The 22,757-nt window shown below is 72.6% G+C and carries 19 protein-coding genes; 13 read left to right on the forward strand and 6 right to left on the reverse strand.

The features are described from left to right. Nucleotides 1-65: 65 nt before the first annotated feature. Together AB0G01_RS33230 and AB0G01_RS33235 are read right to left on the reverse strand one after the other, a co-directional pair. Nucleotides 66-830, reverse strand: a complete 765-nt coding sequence (locus AB0G01_RS33230) for a methyltransferase domain-containing protein (RefSeq protein WP_360954153.1) — start codon at nucleotides 828-830, stop codon at nucleotides 66-68. A gap of 101 nt (nucleotides 831-931) precedes the next feature. Further along, nucleotides 932-2,986, reverse strand: coding sequence for a hypothetical protein (locus AB0G01_RS33235; RefSeq protein ID WP_360954156.1), 2,055 nt, complete (start codon nucleotides 2,984-2,986; stop codon nucleotides 932-934). A 503-nt stretch (nucleotides 2,987-3,489) separates the two neighbouring features. On the opposite strand from AB0G01_RS33235, the gene AB0G01_RS33240 reads away from it, so the two are divergent. The 6 genes from AB0G01_RS33240 to AB0G01_RS33265 all read left to right on the forward strand — a co-directional run bounded on the left by AB0G01_RS33240 (nucleotide 3,490) and on the right by AB0G01_RS33265 (nucleotide 12,348). Continuing rightward, the gene (locus tag AB0G01_RS33240) at nucleotides 3,490-6,135 is read left to right on the forward strand and encodes an NACHT domain-containing protein (protein ID WP_360954159.1); all 2,646 of its coding nucleotides are present in this window, start codon (nucleotides 3,490-3,492) and stop codon (nucleotides 6,133-6,135) included. A gap of 481 nt (nucleotides 6,136-6,616) precedes the next feature. Then, nucleotides 6,617-8,380, forward strand: a complete 1,764-nt coding sequence (locus tag AB0G01_RS33245) for a hypothetical protein (RefSeq protein ID WP_360954162.1) — start codon at nucleotides 6,617-6,619, stop codon at nucleotides 8,378-8,380. Further along, nucleotides 8,377-8,961 (forward strand): hypothetical protein, encoded by a 585-nt coding sequence (locus AB0G01_RS33250; protein ID WP_360954165.1) that lies wholly within the window; start codon nucleotides 8,377-8,379, stop codon nucleotides 8,959-8,961. The genes AB0G01_RS33245 and AB0G01_RS33250 overlap by 4 nt, the downstream gene beginning before the upstream one ends. A gap of 54 nt (nucleotides 8,962-9,015) precedes the next feature. Then, on the forward strand, nucleotides 9,016-9,711 hold the full coding sequence (locus AB0G01_RS33255; protein WP_360954168.1) for a VWA domain-containing protein: 696 nt from the start codon (nucleotides 9,016-9,018) through the stop codon (nucleotides 9,709-9,711). After that, nucleotides 9,708-11,075, forward strand: a complete 1,368-nt coding sequence (locus tag AB0G01_RS33260) for a protein phosphatase 2C domain-containing protein (protein ID WP_360954171.1) — start codon at nucleotides 9,708-9,710, stop codon at nucleotides 11,073-11,075. The genes AB0G01_RS33255 and AB0G01_RS33260 overlap by 4 nt, the downstream gene beginning before the upstream one ends. Next, nucleotides 11,059-12,348 carry a hypothetical protein gene (locus AB0G01_RS33265; RefSeq protein ID WP_360954174.1) on the forward strand — a complete coding sequence of 430 codons (1,290 nt, stop codon included), beginning with the start codon at nucleotides 11,059-11,061 and terminating at the stop codon, nucleotides 12,346-12,348. The genes AB0G01_RS33260 and AB0G01_RS33265 overlap by 17 nt, the downstream gene beginning before the upstream one ends. Here AB0G01_RS33265 and AB0G01_RS33270 read toward each other — a convergent pair whose 3' ends face one another. After that, nucleotides 12,349-12,699: a hypothetical protein gene (locus AB0G01_RS33270; RefSeq protein ID WP_360954177.1), complete on the reverse strand. Its 351-nt coding sequence runs from the start codon at nucleotides 12,697-12,699 to the stop codon at nucleotides 12,349-12,351. 16 nt (nucleotides 12,700-12,715) lie between these two features. Here AB0G01_RS33270 and AB0G01_RS33275 point away from each other — a divergent pair, with 16 nt between their 5' ends. After that, nucleotides 12,716-13,453 carry a protein DA1 gene (locus AB0G01_RS33275; RefSeq protein ID WP_360954180.1) on the forward strand — a complete coding sequence of 246 codons (738 nt, stop codon included), beginning with the start codon at nucleotides 12,716-12,718 and terminating at the stop codon, nucleotides 13,451-13,453. 67 nt (nucleotides 13,454-13,520) lie between these two features. Here AB0G01_RS33275 and AB0G01_RS33280 read toward each other — a convergent pair whose 3' ends face one another. From AB0G01_RS33280 to AB0G01_RS33290, 3 genes are all read right to left on the reverse strand, one after another. Continuing rightward, nucleotides 13,521-14,756, reverse strand: coding sequence for an SLC13 family permease (locus AB0G01_RS33280; RefSeq protein WP_360954183.1), 1,236 nt, complete (start codon nucleotides 14,754-14,756; stop codon nucleotides 13,521-13,523). Nucleotides 14,757-14,907: 151 nt separating this feature from the next. Next, nucleotides 14,908-15,471, reverse strand: a complete 564-nt coding sequence (locus AB0G01_RS33285; RefSeq protein ID WP_360954186.1) for a class I SAM-dependent methyltransferase — start codon at nucleotides 15,469-15,471, stop codon at nucleotides 14,908-14,910. Between the two features lie 37 nt (nucleotides 15,472-15,508). Then, entirely contained in the window at nucleotides 15,509-16,135 is a 627-nt protein-coding gene (locus tag AB0G01_RS33290; protein WP_360954189.1) for a maleylpyruvate isomerase family mycothiol-dependent enzyme, read from the reverse strand. A gap of 218 nt (nucleotides 16,136-16,353) precedes the next feature. Here AB0G01_RS33290 and AB0G01_RS33295 point away from each other — a divergent pair, with 218 nt between their 5' ends. The 6 genes from AB0G01_RS33295 to AB0G01_RS33320 all read left to right on the forward strand — a co-directional run bounded on the left by AB0G01_RS33295 (nucleotide 16,354) and on the right by AB0G01_RS33320 (nucleotide 22,728). Further along, on the forward strand, nucleotides 16,354-16,929 hold the full coding sequence (locus AB0G01_RS33295; protein WP_360954192.1) for a dihydrofolate reductase family protein: 576 nt from the start codon (nucleotides 16,354-16,356) through the stop codon (nucleotides 16,927-16,929). Nucleotides 16,930-17,218: 289 nt separating this feature from the next. Continuing rightward, the gene (locus AB0G01_RS33300; RefSeq protein ID WP_360954195.1) at nucleotides 17,219-19,171 is read left to right on the forward strand and encodes a metallophosphoesterase family protein; all 1,953 of its coding nucleotides are present in this window, start codon (nucleotides 17,219-17,221) and stop codon (nucleotides 19,169-19,171) included. 65 nt (nucleotides 19,172-19,236) lie between these two features. Further along, complete coding sequence (locus AB0G01_RS33305) at nucleotides 19,237-20,268, forward strand: DUF916 domain-containing protein (protein ID WP_360954198.1); 1,032 nt, start codon at nucleotides 19,237-19,239, stop codon at nucleotides 20,266-20,268. 151 nt (nucleotides 20,269-20,419) lie between these two features. Beyond that, nucleotides 20,420-21,628 carry a serine hydrolase domain-containing protein gene (locus AB0G01_RS33310; RefSeq protein WP_360954201.1) on the forward strand — a complete coding sequence of 403 codons (1,209 nt, stop codon included), beginning with the start codon at nucleotides 20,420-20,422 and terminating at the stop codon, nucleotides 21,626-21,628. 285 nt (nucleotides 21,629-21,913) lie between these two features. Beyond that, on the forward strand, nucleotides 21,914-22,342 hold the full coding sequence (locus tag AB0G01_RS33315) for a PRC-barrel domain containing protein (RefSeq protein ID WP_360954204.1): 429 nt from the start codon (nucleotides 21,914-21,916) through the stop codon (nucleotides 22,340-22,342). Between the two features lie 56 nt (nucleotides 22,343-22,398). Continuing rightward, nucleotides 22,399-22,728, forward strand: a complete 330-nt coding sequence (locus AB0G01_RS33320) for a plasmid stabilization protein (protein WP_360954207.1) — start codon at nucleotides 22,399-22,401, stop codon at nucleotides 22,726-22,728. Nucleotides 22,729-22,757 lie beyond the last annotated feature (29 nt).

Consider the following 22,757-nt stretch of genomic DNA (forward strand, 5'->3'; position numbering starts at 1 on the left):
CCCGGACGCCGATCACGACCTGGAACTGCCCGGAAGAGTGACCCGGGCGCGCCCGCCGGACCGGCTCAGGCGGGCTTGGCGGCGGTGATGAGGACCCGCCGGATTCGGGACATCTGCCCGAGGGCGGTGCCCGCCTCGGTCCGCATCAGGGCCAGCCCCGGGTCTTCGGACGGTCCGGCCCCGAGCGCGGCCTCGTACACCGCTCGCCTGCGCTGCTCCCACGCGGGCCGCTCGGTCACGTCGACGTCGGTGAACCCGTTGTCGCGCAACACCTCGCCGCACCGCAGGTCGGCGAACCGGTCCGCCACGGCGGTGTCGCCGCGTTCGCGAGCCTCCCAGCAGGTCAGCACGAGGCGACCGCCGGGGCGCAGCACCCGGTGCAGCTCGCGGGCGACCAGGTCGTGGTCTTCGGCGAACTGGAACGCGTCGACGCACATCACCGCGTCGGCCACGCCGTCGGCCAAGCCCGTGGCCGCGAGGTCACCGACCACGAACCGCGCGTCGAGCCCCGGCCCGAACGCGGCCCGCCGTCGTGTCGCGGCGGCCACCGCGATCGTGGAACCGTCGACCCCGCACAGCGCGGCACCGACGCGGCGCGCCACCCACATGCCGGGCCCGCCCCGTCCGCACGCGACGTCCACCACGAGCCCGCCGGGTCCGACGCGGACGGCCGACGAGATCTCCTCCAGCCCGGACGACGGAACGAAGGAGAACGGCTCCACCTCGGCCGGCAGGTCCGCGTCCAGCAGGGGCGGGAACGCCCGGCGCAGCCACTCCGACCGCTCGGAGATCCGGAACGCGTCGTCGAACGTCTCGGGCAGGTCGCTCATACCACCACCGTACGGCCACCTCGTTCCCTTGTCGGTCGACAGCGTTCCGGGGTCCACTGTGGATTTAAGGGGTGTTGCCCGGCGTGGGGCTCGGCGGCGCGCTACTGGAAGCCCCGGCCGGTGGTCGGCACCAGCGCCAGCGGGTGGACGTCGGTGGCGAACGCCCCCGTTGCGGGTGCCGGTCGTGGCTGCTCCTCCGGTTCCGGGCGGTCGAAAGCGCCTTCGGCGAACAGGTCCTCGATGAACAGGTCGATCTTCTCCTCGGTGACCGACGGCATCGCGAACACGTGCGCGTAGTGGCGGAGCTCGCCCGCGTTGGTGCGCATGGGCTGGCACGACAGGGACCACTTCCCGATCACCCGGTCGCCGGGCCGGCGGAAGCGGACGGTCAGCGCCATCGGGCTGCGGTCCACGAACAGACCGCCCTCGGGCAACCGGTCCTCCCGGTCGAGCCGGTCCTCCAGTTCGCGCAGGGAGCTTTCCAGGTACCGGGTCGTGCGCAGCGCCCGCACGGCCGCGCCGGCGTGCTCCCGGGCGGACTTGGACGCCAGGTGGTTCCACAGCACCAGCGGTGACAGGCCGTTGCGCGAGCCGGCGAACGTCGTGTCGGGGGACCCGGTGTAGGCGGGGGTGGCGGCGGGCTCCACCCGGAACTTGTTCTTCGTCATGAACACCCCGCACGGGAACGGCGCACCGGCCCACTTGTGACCGCTCATCACCAGGGAGCCGACCACGTCGACGCCTTCGACCCGCAGCCCGAAGTCGAACTCCGGCACCTTGCCCTTGAGCTCCCGCCGCAGCGCGAGGGCCAGTTCGCTGTGCGGGTCCTCCTCGGCCGCGTGCCGCAGGAACGGCATGATCCCGGCACCCAGCGCGCCGTCCACGTGCACCCAGAACCCGCGCCGGCGGTCGGTGCTGCCCGGTTCGAACTCGATGTCGCGCTCCAGCAGGCCGTGCTGTCGGAAGATCGGGATCAGGCGGGCGGCGACCTTCTCGACGTTGTCGTACGCGCCCTTGAAGGTGGTGCCGAAGTTGAGCAGCAGCAGGACGGGGTGGCCGCGCTCGGCGAAGAACCGGACGAGCTCCTCCAGCTTGTCCACGTCGATCTCGCCGCTGCCGTCCGCGCCGCCCCGGGACGGCACCTCCATCGGCCACTGGTCGGCGATCGGGCACCGGCCCGGGTACTCGGCGGTGCCGATCGCGCCGAAGGTCTCGATCGCCAGCGTCCGCACGGCCTTGATGACCGAGTAGTGGGTGTCCTCGGAGTAGAACGCCACCGGCCGGTACGTGTTGCGCGGGTCGGGGGTGGGTGGGGTGGTGCTGGGTGAGGTGGTGGTGGGTGGATTTGCAGTGGGTGGGTTGGTGGTGGTGGGCGGGTCGCCGACCTGGGCCGACGGCACCGGTCGCACGGGCGGTGCGGCCTGCACGTACACCATCTGCGACGACGAGTCGGCACCGCCGCCGGGGTCGCCGATCAGCTTCCGCCCCGACAGGTAGTCGCGCGCCGAGGCCAGTGCGTAGAGGTTGCCCTCGGTGGACCCCATCGTCAGCACGTAACCCCAGTAGCTGTCGGGGTTCTCGGCGTCGTAGGGCCGGTCCGCCCGCCACAGCGCGGCGTAGCGGTCCAGCACCGCGCGTTCCACGACCTTGGTGTTGGGCTTGTAGTTGCCCTGCTGGAACGGGTCGCCGACGTTGTTCAGGTGGAAGTCCAGGAACCGCCCCAGGTCGGCCTGCGCGTTGCCCGTGTCCTGGTTGCCCTGGAAACCGACCATGTGCTCGTGCCGACCGACCAGGTAGGTCTCCAGCCGGTTGAGCGCCTGCTTCCGCTGCTGCGCGGTCAGGCCCGCGTCGGTGAGCTCGAACTCCCGGCCCTCCAACTCGTCCTCGTCCGGGAGCGCCCGCTCCACGGCCGCCCGCACGGCGTGGGCCACGGGTTCACGGGGTGCGGGTTCGCGGGGTGCGGGTTCACCGGGGGCGGGTTCGGTGCCGGGGGTGCGTTCGTCGAGGGCGGGTTCGCGGGGTGCCGGTGCGGTGATGGCCGGTGCGCCGGCGGGCGGTGCGACCGGGCCGGGGGCGGCCGACGGGTCCGGCCACGTCCGGCTCGCCGGCGTGCTCCGCGTATCCGAATGCCGCTCTTCGCCGATGTGTCGGCTCATGCTGTCCCCTCCCCGGCCGCTCCTGACTGCGCCCTGTCCTCGGTCGAGACTGCCACGGCGGGTCGGTGTCGCCCCAGGCCATTCCCGGTGGTTCGCCGGACTGTGTGGTGGCGTCACCGGGGTGCCGGAACCGGCCTGTCGCAGGCGGTGAGCTGGGGCGGGCCGGGACACCGACGGGTGACACCCGAGCCCGGCGAAGATCACTCCAACCTCAGCGGCCCCCGCCGTTCAGCCTGTCGCCACGGCCGTCTCCCGCCATTCGGCCACCGGGGAGTCGACGGCGTCCGGGTGTCGGTGCGCCGTGGTGCGGTTCGTCCGGAGGACTGGTCTGCGGAGACTTCTCCCGATCTGTCCACTTCGGACACCGGGTCATCAGGAAGCGAGGGGTGCTCGGAGTCGGTGATTCCACGCCGATTGGACGAATAGCTTGGCGGGCGGGCGCTTTTCCCCGCCTCGCGCCGGTTTCCGCTCGGCGGCGTGTCCGGAGCACTACCCTTGGTGCGATGTCCGGATTGGAAGCAGCGGCGGGCCGCACCGCCGCGACGGTGGCCGGCAAGATCGTGGGCAGGCTCGGTCAGGAGCGGCAGCACCGGGTGCTCCGCGACGTCGTCCGCGCGGCCGTCCCGTCGCAGGTGGCGGACGACTTCGTGGCCGCGCTGGACGGGCGTCAGGCGGAGGCGCTGAACCGGTACCTGGCCTCGCCCGACTTCGAGGAGGTCGCCCTCCAACTGGCGTTGTGGCGGCTGCTCCGGGACCGCACCACCCAGGACATCGAGCCGACGCTCCGCGAGGAGGTCCGGTTGGGGCTGCGGCACGCGGTCGGGTTGGCCCGGGAGCGGCTGACGACCGGCGCGGACGTGGTCTTCGACGCCCTGCGGGTCGCGGTCGAGGGCTCGGTGCGGCACGTGGACCGCAGCAGGATCGACCAGGTGACCGCCACGTCGGCGGCCCACCTGGCGGCGAACGCGGCGGGCAACACCCGGCTGCTGGCGCGGGTCGGCTCGCTCGCGACGTTCCACGCGTTCGCCGAGCGGCTGCGGGCCCAGGTGGCCCGCGCGCACGCCGAGATCCGCCTCCCGCACCTGGGTGTCAGCCGGTCGGTGCCCTACCACCTGCTCTACGTCGAGCCGGCGCTGAGCGGCCTGGAGGACCTCGCGCTGCCCGGACGCCGGTCGGTGGTGCTCGGCGACCCGGGTGCGGGCAAGTCCACCCTGGTCGCGAAGCTCGCCTGGGAGATCGCCTCCGACCCGGCCGGCCGGGTGCCGTTCCTGCTGGTGCTGCGCGACTTCACGACGTCGCTCCGCGAGGGCGGACGCACGCTCGTGTCGTACCTGGAGTCGCTCTGCGGGGACCCCTACAACCTCACGCCACCGCCGGACGCCGTGAAGTACCTGCTGCGCAACGGCCGCGCGGTGGTCCTGCTCGACGGCGTGGACGAACTGGTCGACCCGGCGGTGCGCCAGCGGTTCGCGCGGCTGGTCGAGTCGTTCACCGACCTCTACCCGCTGGTGCCGATCGTGGTCACGGCCCGCAAGATCGGTTACGAGACGGCGGCGCTGGACCCCCGCGCGTTCCGCACGGGGCTGATCGAGAAGTTCGACGGCGACCGGGTCCGGCGCTACGTCCTGTGCTGGTTCGCGTTGGACAGCAGCACGCCGGAGCACGAGCGGACCCAGCTCGCGCACGCCTTCCTGGGGGAGAGCGCGGCGGTGTCCGAGCTGCGCAGCAACCCGCTGCTCCTCGCGCTGCTGTGCGCGATGTTCTCCAGCGAGCACTACCTGCCGGCCAACCTCGCCCAGGTCTACGAGAAGTGCGCGCTGCTGCTGTTCGAGCAGTGGGACCGGATGCGCGGCCTGCCGATGCCGACCCGGTTCGAGAGCTACCTGCGGGGCGCGGTGGGCTACCTGGCGTGGCGGCAGCTCACCGCCGAGAACTCCGGGGCCGCCTGGTCCCGTGGGCGGATCGTGGGGATGCTGACCGAGTACCTGGAGCGCAAGGGGTTCGACCCCGAGGAGAGCGCCACCCGGTTCGTCGACTTCTGCACCGGTCGGCCCTGGGTGCTCAGCGACACCGGGATCGACCGCAGCGAGCCCCAGTACGGTTTCACCCACCGGACGTTCCTGGAGTTCTTCGCCGCCGACCACCTGGTGCGCACCAACCGGACCGCCGAACCGCTGTGGGCCGCGCTGCGCCCGATGCTGCTCACCGGTGCGGGTGGTCTGGTGCCGCAGATCGCGTTGCAGCTCTACGACCAGAAGCACGAGGACGGCGGGAGCGAGCTGCTGCGGTTGATCGCCGCAGAGGACCAGTTCAGCGTCACGTGGTTCGCGGCGCACTCCCTGCGGTACGCGCAGCCGAACCCGACCGCCGTGCGGTCCGTGGTGGAAGCGGCCGTGCGGTTGGCGGTCCGCCACACCGTCGAGTCCAGGTTCCACTACTGGCGGCCGTGGGACGTCGTGTACTTCAAGGCGCGCGACGACACGCCGTTGGAGACGCTGGTGTTCGACTCCTCGGCGGCCAACCGCGCGGTGGTGCTCAAGTCGATCTCCGCCGAGCTGGCGTCGGGCCGCTACGACCAGCCGGTGGCGGACTGGCTGCGGACCTCGTTGCGCCTGCCGGGCGAGGTCGTGCGACCGCAGCCGTGGGCGACGGTCCTGTTCGGCGCGGCGGACCTGTCGCCGCTGGTCGAGGAGTTCGGCCCGCACGCGCTCTACCTGTCGTTCTGGAGCGGGCGCGACCAGGTGCCCAGCCTGGCCGAGCGGGTGCTGATGGGCCGGCCGATGGGGCTGGACCCGAAGCTGCTGCTAAACGCGCCGCTCCCGTGGATACCGGGTGACCGGTGGTGGGGCGAGCTGCTCACGGCGACCCCGTCCCCGCTGGTGGTCAAGGAGCACCGGCCGCTGAGCTTCCTCGTCGCGCTGCCCTACCTGGAATCGGGCATGACGTTCAAGGCGCACCCGACGGTGGGCCGGCACTGGGGTTACCTGCTCGGCGAGGCCCGCAAGGCGGCCGTGGACGTGGACCTGCGCGGGATGGCGCTGCCCGGCGAGTTCCGCGACTTCCTGCGGGCGTGGTCGCGCGGCGAGGTCAGCGTGATCACCCCGGTCACCGGCGCGGAGCGGCCTTACCGGAGCAGAAGGCGCGGCTGAACGCGGAAAACCCCTGATCGGAATACTCGTACCGGATCGGCTCACGGCCCGCTCGCGGTAAGCGCGGGCGCATTCTTTCGCACTGCGCGCGGTGCGGCGTCACGGGGTGGGTGCGGTGTGCTCGGGGGGCGGGCGGGGGTTGTTCGGAAAATCGAGGGAACCTCGTGTCGTGGAGTGGTGACGACCGGTTCCCGATCGCCCACGCAGCGGAAAGAAGGCAGGTGGGCGGGGGTGGCCGGCCGCCTTGGCGGTACCCTTGCAATTGCGGATGACCTTTCCCGTACTTTTGCGGGGAATGCAGTGCAGGGGAAACGGTTCCGGACGCGCAATGACTTCGTTACGATCCTGGATACGGACGGCCGGTCGTCCTGGCGAGATCGGTAACGGCGGTCCGAGTGGGCGCGATACTGCGGACGACGAAGCCGCTACCAGCGCTGTTGTCGAATTCGCTGATCCGGGTGACGAGAACGAGGTCCGAGTGGTGTCGAAGACCGTCGAGGCGAGCCTTCGGGAGCTGGCGGCAGCGCCCGCCTACCGGAACCTCGCTCCGGGGTTGGTCCGGCTGGCCGACGACGTGGGGGCTGGGCGCACCGCGCACTGGCGCAACGTCGACCTGCTCGCGTTCTTCGACGCCGACTCGGTGGTCGGGCAGCGGCGCGGGCCGGTGGCCTGGTTCGCCGACCGGGTCGAGGTCGTCCGCACCATCCTGCTGTTCCTGCCCCTGCTGGTGACCTGGGGCGGCATCTACTTCGCGGTGCGGGCCTACCGGGAGCTGCTCGGCGCGCCGCAGGCCGAGCAGGCGCTGTTCGCCGACGCGTCGTTCCTCCAGATGTGGACGCGCGGGTTCGGCGACCGGACCTGGGTGACGCTCGACGTCGTCGCCCTGCTCGACTTCTGCGCGATCCTCGCGGTCGTCGTCTTCTACGTGGGCGGCACGTCGTTGCAGCGCCGCGCGGCGGACGCGGAGGAGCGGAACCGGCTGCTCGGGGCCGACGGGTTGCGGGACGTGCTGGTCGAGACCGGCGCGGTCCTGCGCGACGACGACGACCAGGCGGTCGACCGGCTCACCGACAGCGCCAAGGAGCTGCTGCCGGTTTACCAGGACACCCTGCGCCTGCTGGTCGGCGCGCAGGACACGATGGGCAGGCTGGTCGGCGACGGCCGCGCCAACATCGACGAACTCGTGCGCGCGACGGGCGACCTCGCCCGGACCGGCACCACGATCGCGGCCGGTGCGCGCAGCCTGGCCGAGCCGACCACCGCGCTCGCCACGCGGGTCAAGGAGATGGAGACCGCGACCGGGTCGTTCACCGCGACCGTCCAGGAGGTCGGCGGCGCGCTGCCCGCCGCGCGCGAGGACCTGCTCGACGTGGTGCGCGGGATCGGCGAGATCCACCGCGACCTGCTCGGCGTCCACGCCGGCCGGATCGACGACCTGCACCGGGAGTCCGCCGCCCACGGTGCCGCCGTCGCGGAGCTGGCCAAGGCGCGCGGGGAGCTGTCCGCGTCGATCAAGGAGGGGCAGCGCAGCGTCGGCGAGTTCGTCCGGGCCGCCGACACGATCTCGGTCGGCGGCAAGGCCATCGTGGACAGCTCGAACGGCCTGCGGTCCCACGTCGAGGCGCTGGCGGACTCCACCGACCGGTTCGGCACGCGGGTCGACGCGCTCGTCGCCGGGGCCGAAGGGCTCGGCACCAGGCTCCCGGCGGCGCAACAGCAGGTCCTCGACGTCCTGACGGGCATCCACGCCCTGGGCGTGAAGCTCGACGGCATCCACGCCCGGCAGGAGGTCGTCGCGCAGGAACTGGGCGTGCTCGCCGACAACCCGCTGGCGACGGCGCAGTCCGCCGCGCGCACCGCGAAGCTGGCCAAGGAGACCGAGGCCGCGTTGCAGGCCGCGGTCGCGGCCCTGCCGGCGCAGATGGCCGAGCTGCGCGAGTCCGTCGTGATGGCCCTGGACCGGGAGTTGGAGGAGCGCCGGGTCGCGGCCGGCCGGGTGGGCGAGTCGTTCGGCCGGTTCGACGAATCCGCCGTCAAGGCCGTGCACGCCCTCCAGCGCGCGGTGGACGACCTGCGTTCCGCGCCGGCGGTGCTGCTGCCGGACCTGCACGCGGTGTCGGCGGAACTGGCCGACAGCGCCCGGCAGAGCCGTGAGCTCGTCGCGCTGATGACCCGGCTCGTGGAGCTCGACGGCCAGGCCAAGCGCCGGTGGTGGCGACGCGGGTCGGGCGGGGGCACGCGGTGAAACGCCGTCCGGACAACGGGTCCAACCTGGTGGGCGTGGTGGGGTGGATCTTCGCCGACTCGCTGCTGGTGCTCGTCGTGGTCTTCCTCGCGACGCAGACCGGCGGCGCGGTCAGCACACCCACCTCGTCGACGACGACCACCACGACCACCACCGCGCCGACCGCGCCGCCGGCCGTGGACAGCGCTTTCGTCTGCTTCCGGGTGGCCGCCGACGCGAACCTGATGACCGGGCCGGCGTCGCCCGAGCGGGACGCCCACCTCAGGTCCGTCGAGGGCCAGGTGGTGCACCGCCTGGCCCAGCCCGACCTCGTGGGGCGCAGGGCGGGCGTCGTGCTGTCGTTCGGCGTCGCCGACGACCCGACCCGGGGGACCGACCAGGCCGAGGCGTTCAACGCCGAGGTGCTGCCCAGGCTCGGCGCGTTCGCGCACCGCGACGACGGCGGCCCGGTGGCCAACCGGGCGTTCTGGGGCGGCAACCCCAAGGAGGGCAAGGCGGACGGGTCCATCACCGTCAACGTCTACCCGATGATCGAGGGTCGGCACGGGCCGCTCGGCACCACCCCGGCGGAGGACTGCTGACCCGACCTCCACCCGCACGAACCGATTGGCGCACGCCCCGGACAGGAGTTCGTCGTGACTACCGATCTGCCCGGTGGGGCCATCTCCCACCGACCACTCCGCTTCTTCTGGATGCTCGACGTGTCGGGCTCCATGGCCGGCCAGAAGATCGGCCAGCTCAACCACGCCATCCGCGAGACCCTGCCCGAGATGGTCTCCTCCGCCGACGAGAACCCGCACGCCGCCGTGGAGATCCGGGCGATGACGTTCAGCACCGGGTTCCGCTGGATGACGCCCCGGCCGGTGCCGCTCGCCGACTTCGGCTGGACCGACGTGTCGGTCAGCGGCATCACCGACATGGGCGCGGCGATGAAGGCGATGGCGGCGGAGCTCGCCGTGGGCAACATGCCCGAGCGCGGCCTGCCGCCGGTGATCGTGCTGGTGTCGGACGGCCAGCCCACCGACGACTTCGACAGCGGGCTGCGCGCGCTGCTCGGCGAGCCGTGGGGCAAGCGGGCCGTCCGCATCGCGATCGGGATCGGCCCGGACGCCGACCTCGACGTGCTGCGCCAGTTCATCGCGCACCCCGAGATCGAACCGCTGACGGCGCGCAACCCCAGGGACCTGGTCCAGTTCGTCAAGTACGCGTCCACGACCGTGCTCAAGTCGGCGTCCGCCCCCGCGAGCCAGCCGGTGGGGACGCAGTTCCTCGGCACGCCTCCGCCGCCGCCCCCGCCGCCCACCACCTCCGACCAGGACCTCGTCTGGTGAGCGTGCTGAACAAGGTGGTGCGCCCCTTCACCGGCGGTGGGAGGAGGCAGCAGCGGACGTGGCGGGCCGCGCACCTGTCGACGTTGGGCGCGTCGCACGTCCGGGACGGGATCGTCTGCCAGGACTACAGCGACAGCCGGGTGCTCGACGACGGGAAGTGGGCGTTCGTCGTCGTCGCGGACGGGCACGGTTCGGAGCGGCACTTCCGCAGCGACCGGGGCGCGCAGCTCGCCGTGGCGACCATGCGGGAGGTGTTCGTCGCCTTCCACGACCGCGTGCGCACCGCGCGGGAGGGCGTCGACCCCGGTCACCTGGCCGCCCTGTGGGCGCAGGAGACCGGCCACGTCGTGCCGAGGTGGCGGGCGATGGTGCACGCCGACCTGGTGACCGAGCCGCCGGTGCTGCCGGGCAGGCAGGGCGGGGAGCGGGGCGTCGTCCGGTTCGTCACGACGTTCGCCGAGCGCAACGGGCTGGCCCAGACCGAGCAGTTGTTCTGGCAGTTGCGCGGGTTCGCGGAGTACGCCGCGCGGTGCACGTCGCCGACGCCGGAGGAGCTCGGTCCGCTGCCGCTGCCCGACGACCCCGCCTGGGACCTCGCGAAGCTGGGCAACTGGCAGGCGAAGGCCTACGGCACCACCGTCCTGGGCGTGATCGTCGGTCCCGATTCGCTGCACTGGATCCAGCTCGGCGACGGTGCGCTGGTGCAGATCGTGGGCGGTCAGGCGAGCTACCTGGTGCCGCCGCCGCCCGAGGCGATCGGCAACGCGACCCCGTCGCTGTGCGACGACGGCGCGCCGACCGGCCTCCGGGTCGGCACGGTGCCGCTGGACAACGGCCACGTGCCGTCCGCCGTCGTGCTGACGACGGACGGGGTGCCGAACTCCTACATCGAGGAGGCGGGTTTCCTCCGCTTCTGCCAGGACGTCGCGGAGCGGGCCAGGGCGACCGGCGAACCGGTGGCGCACGGGGGCCGGGCGAGGTCGGACTTCGTCGACAACCTGGACCGCTGGCTGCCCGAGATCTCCCGCCGGGGCAGCGGGGACGACATGAGCGTCGCGCTGGCCTGGGCGGGCGAGGTGCCGACCGATCACCCCGGCCCGGACCCCGAGCCGGTGCCCGCACCGCAACCCGTGGCGCAGCCCGCACCGCAGCCCGCACCGCAGGCGTCCGCACCGCCGGCCGCCGACGCGGCGGACGTGGGCCGGCAGTCGGACGGGAACCCGCCGCCCGTCGAGACCGAGGAGCCGGTACCCGAGGACCGGCCCGGCCAGGCCGCCGCCGAACCCCCGGAGCGGGCGGTGCCGCAGCGGCTCGCAGATCCGAGCACAGGAAGGAGCGGGACCCGCGATGATCAAGACCGGTGAGCGGCTCGACAGCGAATCCGGCACGTCGGTCACCGTCGGGGAGGTGCTGGGCACCGGCGGCCAGGGCGAGGTCCGCGAGGGGCGCACGGAGGACGGCCGGGTGGTCGCGATCAAGTGGTACCTGCCGCCGTTCCAGACCGACGAGCTGCGCGAGAACATCACCTACCTGGTGCGCGAGCACGCGCCGTCCGAGCAGTTCCTGTGGCCCGCCGACATCGTGTCCCGCAACGGCGAGTTCGGCTACGTGATGCCGTTGCGCCCGCCCGACTACGTCAGCCTGACGCGGGTGCTCGGGCGCAAGGTCCCGATGAAGTTCCGGGAGCTGGTGCAGGCCGCCGGGCACACCGTGGCGGCGTTCAAGGCGTTGCAGGCCAAGGGGTTGTTCTACTGCGACATCTCCGACGCGAACCTGTTCGTGGAACCCCGCACCGGCGAGGTGCTCATCTGCGACAACGACAACGTCGGCTCGTCGCGCACCGCGCCGAGGGTGCTCGGCACGCCGAGGTTCATGGCCCCGGAGATCGTGCGCAACGAGAAGAAGCCGTCCGCGCTGACCGACAGCTTCTCGATGGCGGTCCTGCTCTTCCTGCTGCTGATGAACGACCACCCGCTCCAGGGCGAGGCCGAGTCGCGCATCCACGTGTTCGACGCGGCGGCGATGCGCAAGATCTACGGCACCGAACCGGTGTTCATCTTCGACCCCGACGACGCGAGCAACCGCCCCATCCCGGGCGTCCACGTCAACGCGCAGGTCTTCTGGGACCTGTACCCGCAGGCCGTCCGCGACATCTTCACGAAGGTGTTCACCACCGGGCTCGCCGACCCGGCGCGCCGGCCGACGTTCGGCGAGTGGGAGGCGGCGATCTCCACGACGGTCGACTCGATCTTCGCGTGCGGCGGCTGCGGCCGGGAGAACTTCTACTGCCGGACGCGGCCCGAGGTGACCTGCTGGGGCTGCCGGAAGTCCGTCCGGGTGCCCATGAAGCTCGTCATCGGCGGTCGGCGGACGGTCATCCTGGACCGCGGCACGAAGCTGTACGCGCACCACATGAGCAAGCGCGGCGACGTCGTCCTGACGGACCCGCCGGTGGCCGAGGTCGCGAAGCACCCGACGCAGGACCGGTACGGGCTCAAGAACCTCAGCGGGTTCCAGTGGTTCGCGACGCTCCCCGGCTCGCCGGTGGCCCGTCCCGTCGCACCCGGCCAGTCGGTCGCCCTCGTGCCGGGCGCGCAGATCGAGTTCGACGCCGTCAGCGCGTTGATCGAGCGGTAGTCAGCGGTCGCCGTGCGCGCTGAACGCGCGGATGGCCCCGCGCGGTCGTCCGGCCGAGGTGCACGGTGCCCACTGGCAGCTCCAGTGGGCACCGGTCACCCAGCAGCTCAGGCGACCGCACCGGCCGCACTGGACGAAGGAGTCGGCTGTGCACCTCGGACAACCGGGAAACCCCTCACCGATCCCGAGACCGCCCTCGGTGGTCGTGGCCTCGTACTTCTCACCGCGCGCCTTGGCCTCGTCGATCACGAAGGCCCAGGTGGCGTACCAGGACTCGGGGTGCTGTTCGACTCTGAGCCCGTACAACGCGGCTCCCTGGCGGCACCGGGCGAGTAACACGTCCGCTCTCATCGGGCGAGTCTAAGCCATGAAACGTGCCGGCGGTTGCGTCGTCTGCGGGCGGCGACCGGGTTTCTCGTGGGCGGTGGACCACTTCGGGGATTCGCTGTGCGCCGGGTGTTCCCGCGAATTGCGGTGCTGGAGTTGCGAGGCCGCCACGGGTGGTTCCGGGGAGCGCGCCCGGACCGTTCTCGACGACGGCCGCATCCGGTGCGCGCGCTGCTCGGCGTGGGCCGTGGACCGGCAGTCCGAGGTCGGTCGGGTGGTGGCCCTGGTCCGGCCGCTGCTGCACTCCTACGGCATCCGGCTGCCCAACCCGGTCCGCGTGGGGTTGATCGAACCCGACCGGCTGGAGCAGCTCGCCGGCGGCTCCGCACACGGTCTGACCAGGGTCGAGTACGCCGGCGGCCCGGGGCGGGTGGTGGAGCTGCGGGTGGTGTCCGGGATGCCGGCCACGCAGTTCGGCCGGGTGCTGGCCCACGAGATGGGCCACGCCTGGCTCGCCCGGTGCCCCGGTGCCGGCATCCGGAACGCCCGGGACGAGGAGGGGATCTGCGAGCTCGTCGGGAGCTGGTGGCTGCGGCACCGGGGCGGGCGGTTGGCCCGCCACTACCTGGACGCCATGGAATCGAATCCCGACCCGGTCTACGGTGCCGGTTACCGCGCGGCCGCACGGCTGGCCGGTGAAAAGCCGCCGCCTGAGATCGTCCGGTCGATAGCGGTGACCGGACGGATCGGCGGCGGAAACGGGGATTCGTCCGGATAACGCGGAACCGCCGGCCCGCGACCATTGCCGCTGTCGTCGATTCCCGGTATTCGTCGAATACCGGGAATCAGCCGCCGAAGACGTGCAGGGACGACCAGAGCGCGACGACGGCGAGGGGGAGCGCGACGGGCACGGTCAGCAGCCCGAGCGCGGTGAACCTGCGCAGGTCGACGCGCACGCCGTGGTCGTGCAGGACCCGTCGCCACAGCAGGGTGGCCAGCGATCCGGCGTAGGTGAGGTTGGGGCCGAGGTTCACGCCGATCAGGACCGCGAGGACGGCACCGGGCCCGAGCGGGGCGGATAGGGGCAGCAGCACCAGCACGGCGGGCAGGTTGTTGATCACGTTCGCCAGGACCGCAGCGACCGCGGCCGTGCCCAGCAGGGCGGGCAGGGTGCTGCCGACGGGGACGAGGCCGTCGACGAGGTCGGCCAGGCCGTGGTCGACCACGGCGCGGACCACCACGCCCAGCGCCAGGACGAAACCCAGGAACGGCAGCGCGGTCGACCGCGCCAGCCGGCCGGCGGTGGTGGTGCGCCGGAGCAGTCCCCGCACCGCCAGCACGCCCGCCCCGGCGACGGCCGCCCAGACCGGGTCGAGGCCCAGCGCGGGGAACAGCACGAACCCGGCGAGCGTGCCCGCCAGGGTCGCGGTCGCGAACTTCGGCAGCGCGACGGGTTCGACGGTCTCCGGGCGGGCCGCCCGGTGGGCGAGGTCGGCGGCGAAGAAGCGGCGGAACACCGCGTACTCGACGGCGACGGCGACCAGGCAGGGCAGCGCCATCAGACCGGCGAAGTGGAGGAAACCCAGCCCGCTGGCGGTGAAGGCCAGCAGGTTGGTGAGGTTGGAGACCGGCAGCGGGAGCGACGCGGTGTTCGCCAGGTGCGCGCACGCGTAGACGTGCGGGTCGGGGCGGACCCCGAGCCGGGCGACCGTGGCCAGCACCACGGGGGTGAGCAGGACCACCGTCGCGTCCAGGCTCAGCACGGTGGTGACCGCCGAGGCGACCACGAACACGCCGACCAGCAGGCGCGGCGCGCTCCCCGCCGCCGTGCGCGCGAGCCGCGCGCCACAGGCCCGGAACAGCCCTTCGTCGTCGCACAGCCTGGCCAGCACCAGGATCGCGGCCAGGAACCCGATCACCGGGCCGAGCCGGGCCGCCTCCTGCACCACGTGGTCGGGCGGGATCAACCCGAGGCCCACCGCGATCGCGGCGGCCGGCACCGCCGCCACCGCCTCCGGCAGTCCCCGTGGCCGCACGACGGCCCACACCAGCACCAGCGCCAGCAGCACGACCGCCGCCACGCCTGACCACCCGAGCAGAACCGGACACCTCCCGAGCACGGCGACGCGTCCGGTGCTCCCCGGGCGGCCACCGCCGCGCGTCACGCCTGGCCCGGCCGTGCCTCCCGGCGCGGGCGGCACAGATTACCGCCGGGTGCCGGTGTCCCGGCCGTCACACCCCGGCGTTCGTCCCGGCGGGCCGGTGGACCGAGACCGCGTAGTCGCCGCCGGTGAACGGGGTGCGGTCCCAGGTGGCGAACCGCTCGACGAGCTCCAGGCCGGCGGCGGACGCGTGCGCGTCGTAGTCGGCCGGGGAGTAGCCGCGACCCAGGCCGAACCCCGCGACCAGGACCCCGCCGACGTGCCGGGCGACGCCGGCGACCAGGGCGGCCTGCGTGCCGGGCGGGGTGAACAGGGGGACGTTGCCGGCCATCACCACGACGTCGAACACGCGGCCGAGGTCGAGCTCGGCCAGGTCCGACTCGACCCAGACGAGGTCGGGGGCGTTCGTGCGCGCGGTGGCCAGCATGGACGCGTCGACGTCGGCCCCGACGACCTCGACGCCGTGCCGGGCGAGCTCGATCGCGACCCGTCCGGTGCCGCACCCGGCGTCGAGCACGGTGGCGGGCCGGTAGGCGCGGACGAAGGCGGCTTCGCCGTGCACGTCGGTGCCGGCGGCGGCGAGCTGGTCGAAGCGGCGCTGGTAGTCGTCGCCGTTCCACGGGGTGGTCGTCACGGGGAGCACTCTCGCACGGTGCGCGGTGGCGACCGCGTCAGGCGGGCGTGGTCAGCGCGGTGACCCCCGGCCCGGCGAGCTCCAGCGGCGAGACCGGGCGGCCGTAGAGGGCCAGCAGCAGCGCGAGCGCGGTCCCGGTCACCTCCGGACCGTCGCCGACGGACAGGTCGGCGTCCGTCGCGGTGAGCCGGAGCCGGGCCGCGAGCTCCTTGGCCCCGCCGACGGACGCCGGGGTGGCCGCGTGGTGCCGGAGCGCGCGGACCACGGCCTCCGGTTGGTAGTCGCGGGTGAGTCCGAGCGGACGCCGGATGTCCTCGCCGTGCACGACCTCCTCGACGAGTCGGGAGGCGAGGGGTGCTGGCGGGGTCGACGTCCGCGTCACCACCCGGCGGAGCCGCCCCAGCGTCTCCTGCGGCGTGGCACCGCGTTCCCGTGCCACGCCGACGGCGTTCTGGCGGTCGAAGTCGAACCGGGCGCGCACGAGACCGACCACGAAACCGAGGCGCGTCGTGCGGGCGGTGTCGACCAGGTGGGCGGCCACGTCGTGCACCGTCCACCCCGCGCACAGCGACGGCTGTTCCCACTGCCCGTCGTCCAGGTGGGCGAGGTCGTCGACCAGCGCCGCCCGCTCCTCGTGCACGATCGTCCAGACGTCGTCCTTCACGGCTGCTCCTTCGCTCGAACGCGGTACTTCCGCCTGGTGGGACCGCCTGCCCGGCGGGAAGTCGTCGGCGGGTGACCCGGATCACCCCCGGCGGTCCGGGTGGCGGCAAGCCGGTGTGCGCGGACGGCGTCGGAAAATATCCGGCCAGGGGTGTCGATTCCGGCGGTTCCCGTTCGACGCACTGGTGAGAGCGGGCAAGACCGACCGAGGAGCACCCGATGCGCACCCTGATCACCACCGCGTTCGTCTCGCTGGACGGCGTCGTCGAGGGACCCGGCGGGGAGCCGGGCTACCGGAACTCCGGCTGGACCTTCCAGGACGTCGACTTCGACCCCGCCGCCTACGAGATCAAGGGCCGGGAGCAGGGCGAGGCCGCCGCGATGCTGCTGGGCCGGGTCAGCTACCAGGCGTTCGCGCCGGTGTGGCCGGGCATGACCGAGCAGTTCCCCGCCTACAACGCGATGCCGAAGTACGTCGTGTCGACCACGCTGCGCGACGAGGATCTGGTGTCCGACTGGGGCGCGACGACCATCCTCCGCTCCCTGGAGGACGTCGCGGCGCTCAAGGAGGGCGAGGGCGGGCCGATCAGCGTGCACGGCAGCGCCACGCTGAACCGCGCCCTCTCCGACGCCGGCCTGGTCGACCGCTACCACCTGCTCGTCTTCCCGGTCCTGCTCGGCGCGGGCAAGCGCCTGTTCAGCGACACCGACAAGGCCAAGCAGAACCTGAAGGTCGTGGAGAGCGAGTCCTACTCCAACGGCATCCAGAAGCTCGTCTACGAGGTCCTCCGCTGACCCGGTGAGCGGTCGGCCCGACCGCGTCGCACCCGACATCGCCCGCCCGGCCGGGGTGGCCGGGCGCGCGGGTTCGACAGCGCGGTTCCGCCGGGCACCTGACCGGGTGGCGCTCGCTCCCGGTGGGGTGAGCGCCACCGTCCGCGCACGTCACGGGCGGTGTTCGGATGCACACATGTTCATCCGTTCATGGATCGTCATCCTGCGTTCGCCGAGCGTTCCTCGGTTGGCCCGGGTTGCTTGCGAGCGTTCGGGCGCACCACCCCGACCCGAAGGAGCACGCCGCAGCATGTCTTCACAGCAGCCGAAACGCGGACGCAGACCCTCGCGCACCGTCCTGGCCGCCGCCGTCGTCGGCGCGGTCGTCGCGGGGACGCTCGGCCTGACCGGCCAGGCCGCGGCCGACACCTCGAACGTCAGCCGGGTCGTCCTCACCCCGACCGCGACGCCGTTCGACTCGCAGAGCTTCACCTGGCGCAGCACCGACGCGGCCGGCGGGACCGTCCAGCTCCGCCCGGCGGGCGGTGCGGCGGTGGACGTCGCGGCCACCGCCGTGGACACCAGCAACCTCGCCGGCGTCGACTACACCCACTACTCGGCCACCGCCACCGGCCTGACCGCCGACACCGCCTACGAGTACCGCGTCGGCACCGGCACCGAGTGGAGCCGCTGGCGTCCGTTCCGCTCCGCCGCCAAGGGCGCGAAGCCGTTCGAGTTCTTCTACTACGGCGACGCGCAGATCGGTCTGGACTCCACCTGGCCCGCCGTCGTCGCGGCGGCGAACGCCAAGTCGCCGAACGCGGCGGGCAGCGTCCACGCGGGCGACCTGATCGACAGCAGCACCCAGGTCCAGTGGACGAGCTGGTTCAACGGCATGGGCGAGAGCGCCGCCACGACGCAGGTGCTCGCCGCGCCCGGCAACCACGAGTACAGCGGTGATACCGCGCTGCGCAACTGGAAGATGAACTTCGAGTACCCGGCCAACCACCCGAACCTGACGACGATCGGCGCGCTGGCCGACCGCGCCAAGGGCGACACCGACGCCGCACGCCAGACCGCGGCCTACTTCGCGCACTGGGACAACGTCGCCAAGGAGACGGTGTACTTCAGCGACTTCCAGGACGTCCGCTTCATCACGCTCAACGCCACCCAGAGCACCGGCTACCTGCGCCCGGCGAACCTGCCGGCGTGCGCGGCCTCCTGCCCGGACGCCGCGTCGCTGTGGGTCGAGTTCCAGGCCGCGTGGCTGGACCACATCCTCGCCACGAACCCGAACAAGTGGTCGGTGGTGACCTTCCACCAGCCGGTCTACAGCACCTCGACCGGCCGTGACGAGCCCATCCTCCGCGCCAACTGGGTCCCCGTGTTCGAGAAGCACAACATCGACCTGGTGCTGATGGGCCACGACCACACCTACGCCCGGGGCTTCAAGAACACCGACGCCACCGACACCCCCGGCCTGACCAAGGGCCCGGTGTACGCGGTGAGCAACTCCGGTGCCAAGCACTACACGCTGGCCCCCGCCGACAACAACGTCTGGACCCAGAACGGCGCGACCCAGGTCCGCCGGGGCCAGGGCGTGACCACCTACCAGGTCGTCTCGGTGAACGGTGACACCGTCACCTACCGGTCCTACGTGGCCGAGAAGACGGCCAACTCGCCCGAGCCCGAGAAGGTCGGCGACCTGTACGACACCTTCACCATCACCAAGCGCGGCGGCGTCAAGCACGTCACGGAGGCCGGCGTCGAGCCGCCCGCGGCCGATGGCGAGCAGCGCGTGAAGGTGACCGTGCCCGAGCGCGCGCCGGGCGAGCTGGTGTGGAGCATCGACGGCGGCAACGGCGTGGTCGACCTCGGTACCGCGGTGGAGTCCGGCGACCACTTCGCCGCCAAGGGTTCCCTCAACCCGGTGCGGGTCACCGACACCCGCCTCGACGCGCCGCAGTGGTCGCTGTCCGGTCAGGTCGGCGACTTCACCTCGGCCGGCAAGACCGTCGGCGGCAAGTACCTGGGCTGGTCGCCGTTCGTCGGCCAGAACGCCGGCGGCGCGGTCGCGGGCGCGCCCGTCGCCTCCGGCTTCGTGTCCGGCAGCGGTCTGTCCCAGTCGGCCACCCTGGGCAGCGCCCCGGTCGGCCACGCGGGCGGGTCGTCGGTCCTGCGGGCCAACCTCGACCTGCGGCTGCCGGTCACCGTGGCCGACGGCACCTACCGCACGACCCTCACCCTGACCGCACTGGGCTGAGCCACTCCCGGTGGGGCGGCGCACCGCGCCGCCCCACCGTCCCGTTCGTCCCCCTGGAGATCCCGATGCCCCGCCCGTTGCCCGTCCTCGTCACCGCCGTGCTCGCCTGGCTCTCGCTGGTCTGGGTCACGCCGCCCGGTGTCGCCCGCGCGCAGGAGCCGGTGACCTGGGGCGTGCGCCCGGCCGCCGGTGCCGACCACGGCGAGAACCGCCCCAACTACAGCTACGCGGCCGATCCCGGCGGCACCGTCCGCGACGCCGTGGCCATCGCCAACCACGGCGACCGGCCGATCACGCTGCTGGTCTACGCGGCCGACGGGTTCACCACGGAGAGCGGTCAGCTCGACCTGCGACCGCGCGGCGAGCGGGCGACGGGGCTGGGCGCGTGGGTGACACCGGAGCGGTCCCAGGTCGACGTGCCGGCCAAGACGACGGTCGAGGTCCCGTTCACCGTCGCGGTGCCCGCCGACATCGGCCCCGGCGACCACACGGGCGGCATCGTCACCTCGCTGGCCGTGCCCGAGCAGTCGGGCGGGGTGAGCGTGGACCGCAGGCTCGGCACGCGAATCCACCTGCGGGTCGGCGGCGAAGCCCGACCGGCCCTGGCGATCAGCGACCTGTCGATCGACTACGAGGGCACGGCCAACCCGGTCGGCCGGGGCTCGGCCACGGTCGCCTTCCGGGTCACCAACACCGGCAACCTCCGGATGAGCGCGGAGCAGTCGGTCTCCGTCGAGGGCCTGTTCGGGCTCGGCGGTGGTGCGCAGACGCTCACCGTGCCGGAACTGCTCCCCGGCGCGCACCTGGACTTCACCGTGCCGGTGGCCGACGTCGCGCCGCTCGTCCGGCTGGCCGCGTCGGTCCGGCTCACCCCCCGGGTCGAAGGTGTCGACACCGGGCCCCGGCCGGCCGACGTGACCGCCACCGCGAGCACGTGGGCCGTGCCGTGGACCGCGCTGGCCCTGCTCGTCGTCGCGGCGGGGCTGGTGGTGGCGTTCCGGCTGCGGGCCCGCAGGCGGGGCGCGGTCACCGAGCGGCGGATCGCCGAGGCGGTCGAGGACGCGCTCCGGGGCGACCGGGCCCCGGCGGGGAGCTGACCGTCCCGCGCGGCCGATCCCGGGGGTGGGTCTCGGGGTGGGTCTCGGGGTTCGCACTTCCGACGACGTGCGCCCGTACCCCCGCCGGGGTAGGCGGGATTGCCGCTGCGGGGCGACGACTTCGCACGGTCCTCCTCGTAGTTTTGTCGTCATGAAACGATCTTCTGTGGTCGCGGTGGTCCTGTCCGTGGCGATCGGGGTCCCGGTGGGCACCGCCGGCGCGGCCACGGGTCCGGTGTCCGCCGAGTCGAAGTCGTCACCGCTGTCGCGCGAGTTGCAGCGCGAAGCGGATGCGGTGCTGCCCAAGGGTGTTCCCGGCGTGCTGGTGGAGCTGGACACGGCCCGGGGCGACGTGGAGGTGCGCAGCGGCGTCGGTGACAAGAAGGCGAAGACGCCGATCCCGTGGAACGCCAGGTTCCGGATCGGCAGTTTCACCAAGACGTTCGTGGCGGCGACGGTCCTGCACCTGGTCGGCGAGGGGAAGCTGTCCCTCGACGACACGGTGGACCGCCGGCTTCCCGGTGTGGTGTCGGGCAACGGCAACGACGGCCGCGCGATCACCATCCGGCACCTGCTCCAGCACACGAGCGGACTGCACAACTACACGATGGACCTCCCGGTCCTGTCGGGGGAGAAGGGGTGGCTCGCCCACCGGTTCACCACGGTCACCGCGACCGACGCGGTGCGGCTGGCGACGGCCGCGCCCCCGGACTTCGCGCCCGGCACGGGCTGGCGCTACTCCAACACCGGGTACGTGCTCGCCGGGATGGTCATCGAGAAGGTGACCGGCCGGACCTGGCAGGAGGAGGTGGATCGGCGCATCACCCGCCCGCTCGGCCTGCGCCACACGTCCTCGCCGGGTGCCTCGCCGTTCCTGCCCCACCCGCACTCCAGGGCCTACGAGCGGTTCCCCGCCCGCATGGACCCGCAGAACCCGCAGTGGAGCGCCGAGCACGACGTGACGCTCCAGAACACGACGTGGGCCGGCGCGGCCGGGGAGATGATCAGCACGACGGAGGACGCGAACACGTTCCTCCAGGCCCTCTTCGGCGGTCGGGTGCTCAAGCCCGCCCAGCTCGCGGAGATGAAGCGGACCGTCCCTGTCCCGCCGGACTTCGGCTTCAAGGACATCCGCTACGGCCTGGGCATCATGCACCAGGGCAACGCGTGCGGCGGTGCGTGGTCGCACGGTGGTGACGTCGTCGGCTACATGACGCGCAACGCCGTGACCGACGACGGCAGGCGCAGCGTCGTGGTGTCGATCAACTCCGACAGTCCGGCGGTGGACGAGGGCTCCCCGATGCAGACCACGGACATCGCCGCGGACCTGGTCGAACGGGCCATCTGCGGCGTCAAGTGAGCGGTGGGCTGCGCGCTCAGGGGTCCCGACAGGCCACTTCGCGATCACGGCCCGCGACAGGACCTGTGGCGGGCTCGGCGTGAAACGGCGCTGCCGCCCGGCACCGACGTCCACCCCGGACACCGGCGGCTGGATTTCGGTTGGCAGCCAAGGGATCTGCGCACCCCTGGCGGCATGGAGCCGGGTCCCGAAAGGTCGGGAAGTCGGAATGTCCGGGGAGAAGTGGTGTTCCGCAACCGTTTTCGGGGTAACCGGGTGCGGACACCCCGGACGTGGGAGGACGAGATGGAACCGTTTGCCTTCACCCCTTGGGCGTGGCGCGACCCGGCCTGGCTGATCGGCCGCGACACCGCGTTCGACCGGGCCCGCGAGAGCGCGGGCGACGGCGAGAGCCGGGACACCGACCTCGTCGGCTACCACGTCGAGGCCACCGACGGCGGGATCGGCAAGGTGGACGGGGACAACGGCAGGACCCCGGACGGCTGCCTGCTGATCGACACCGGCCCGTGGATCTTCGGCCGCACCGTCGTGCTGCCCGTCGGCATCGTGCGCCACGTCGACCACGACGAGCGCACGATCCACGTCGACCGCACCAAGGACCAGATCAAGGCCGCGCCGGAGTACGACCCGGACTCGTTCGACAGCGACGAGTTCCGCCACCGCACCGACGCCTACTACGCGGAGAGCTACCGACTCCTCCCGCCGATGTTGTAACCGGGTGTGGACGGCGGCGGGTCGGGTACCCGGAGGGCTGGATCGGGAGGTTTGCCATGCCACGCGGATCGAACGCCAAACGTGAACGTCAGTACGAGCACATCAAGGACTCGGTGGAGAAGCGCGGCGAGTCCCCGAAGAAGGCCGAGGAGATCGCCGCCCGGACGGTCAACAAGAACCGGGCCCGAGCGGGCGAGTCCAAGACGGCCAGCCGGTCGTCGATAAAGGACATCTCCTCGCAGCGCCGGGGCGGTCTGCGGTCGGGCAACCGCCAGGGACCGCAGGGACCGACCCGGGACCAGCTCTACAACGAGGCCAGGCAGCGCAACATCAAGGGCCGCTCGAAGATGACCAAGAAGGAACTCGCTTCCGCCCTCGGTCACTAGGGCGCGGCGAGCGCCCGGCCTCGACCCCT

Source organism: Actinosynnema sp. NPDC023587 (genome assembly GCF_040640215.1).
Taxonomy (GTDB): domain Bacteria; phylum Actinomycetota; class Actinomycetes; order Mycobacteriales; family Pseudonocardiaceae; genus Actinosynnema.

Bases quoted from the DNA above. Each gene is read 5' to 3' on its own strand.
- AB0G01_RS33240 (WP_360954159.1), top strand. From the start codon at position 3,490: ATGTCCGGATTGGAAGCAGCGGCGGGCCGCACCGCCGCGACGGTGGCC.
- AB0G01_RS33235 (WP_360954156.1), bottom strand. From the start codon at position 2,986: ATGAGCCGACACATCGGCGAAGAGCGGCATTCGGATACGCGGAGCACG.
- AB0G01_RS33295 (WP_360954192.1), top strand. From the start codon at position 16,354: ATGCGCACCCTGATCACCACCGCGTTCGTCTCGCTGGACGGCGTCGTC.
- AB0G01_RS33275 (WP_360954180.1), top strand. From the start codon at position 12,716: ATGAAACGTGCCGGCGGTTGCGTCGTCTGCGGGCGGCGACCGGGTTTC.
- AB0G01_RS33230 (WP_360954153.1), bottom strand. From the start codon at position 830: ATGAGCGACCTGCCCGAGACGTTCGACGACGCGTTCCGGATCTCCGAG.
- AB0G01_RS33310 (WP_360954201.1), top strand. From the start codon at position 20,420: ATGAAACGATCTTCTGTGGTCGCGGTGGTCCTGTCCGTGGCGATCGGG.
- AB0G01_RS33320 (WP_360954207.1), top strand. From the start codon at position 22,399: ATGCCACGCGGATCGAACGCCAAACGTGAACGTCAGTACGAGCACATC.
- AB0G01_RS33300 (WP_360954195.1), top strand. From the start codon at position 17,219: ATGTCTTCACAGCAGCCGAAACGCGGACGCAGACCCTCGCGCACCGTC.
- AB0G01_RS33315 (WP_360954204.1), top strand. From the start codon at position 21,914: ATGGAACCGTTTGCCTTCACCCCTTGGGCGTGGCGCGACCCGGCCTGG.
- AB0G01_RS33265 (WP_360954174.1), top strand. From the start codon at position 11,059: ATGATCAAGACCGGTGAGCGGCTCGACAGCGAATCCGGCACGTCGGTC.
- AB0G01_RS33305 (WP_360954198.1), top strand. From the start codon at position 19,237: ATGCCCCGCCCGTTGCCCGTCCTCGTCACCGCCGTGCTCGCCTGGCTC.
- AB0G01_RS33270 (WP_360954177.1), bottom strand. From the start codon at position 12,699: ATGAGAGCGGACGTGTTACTCGCCCGGTGCCGCCAGGGAGCCGCGTTG.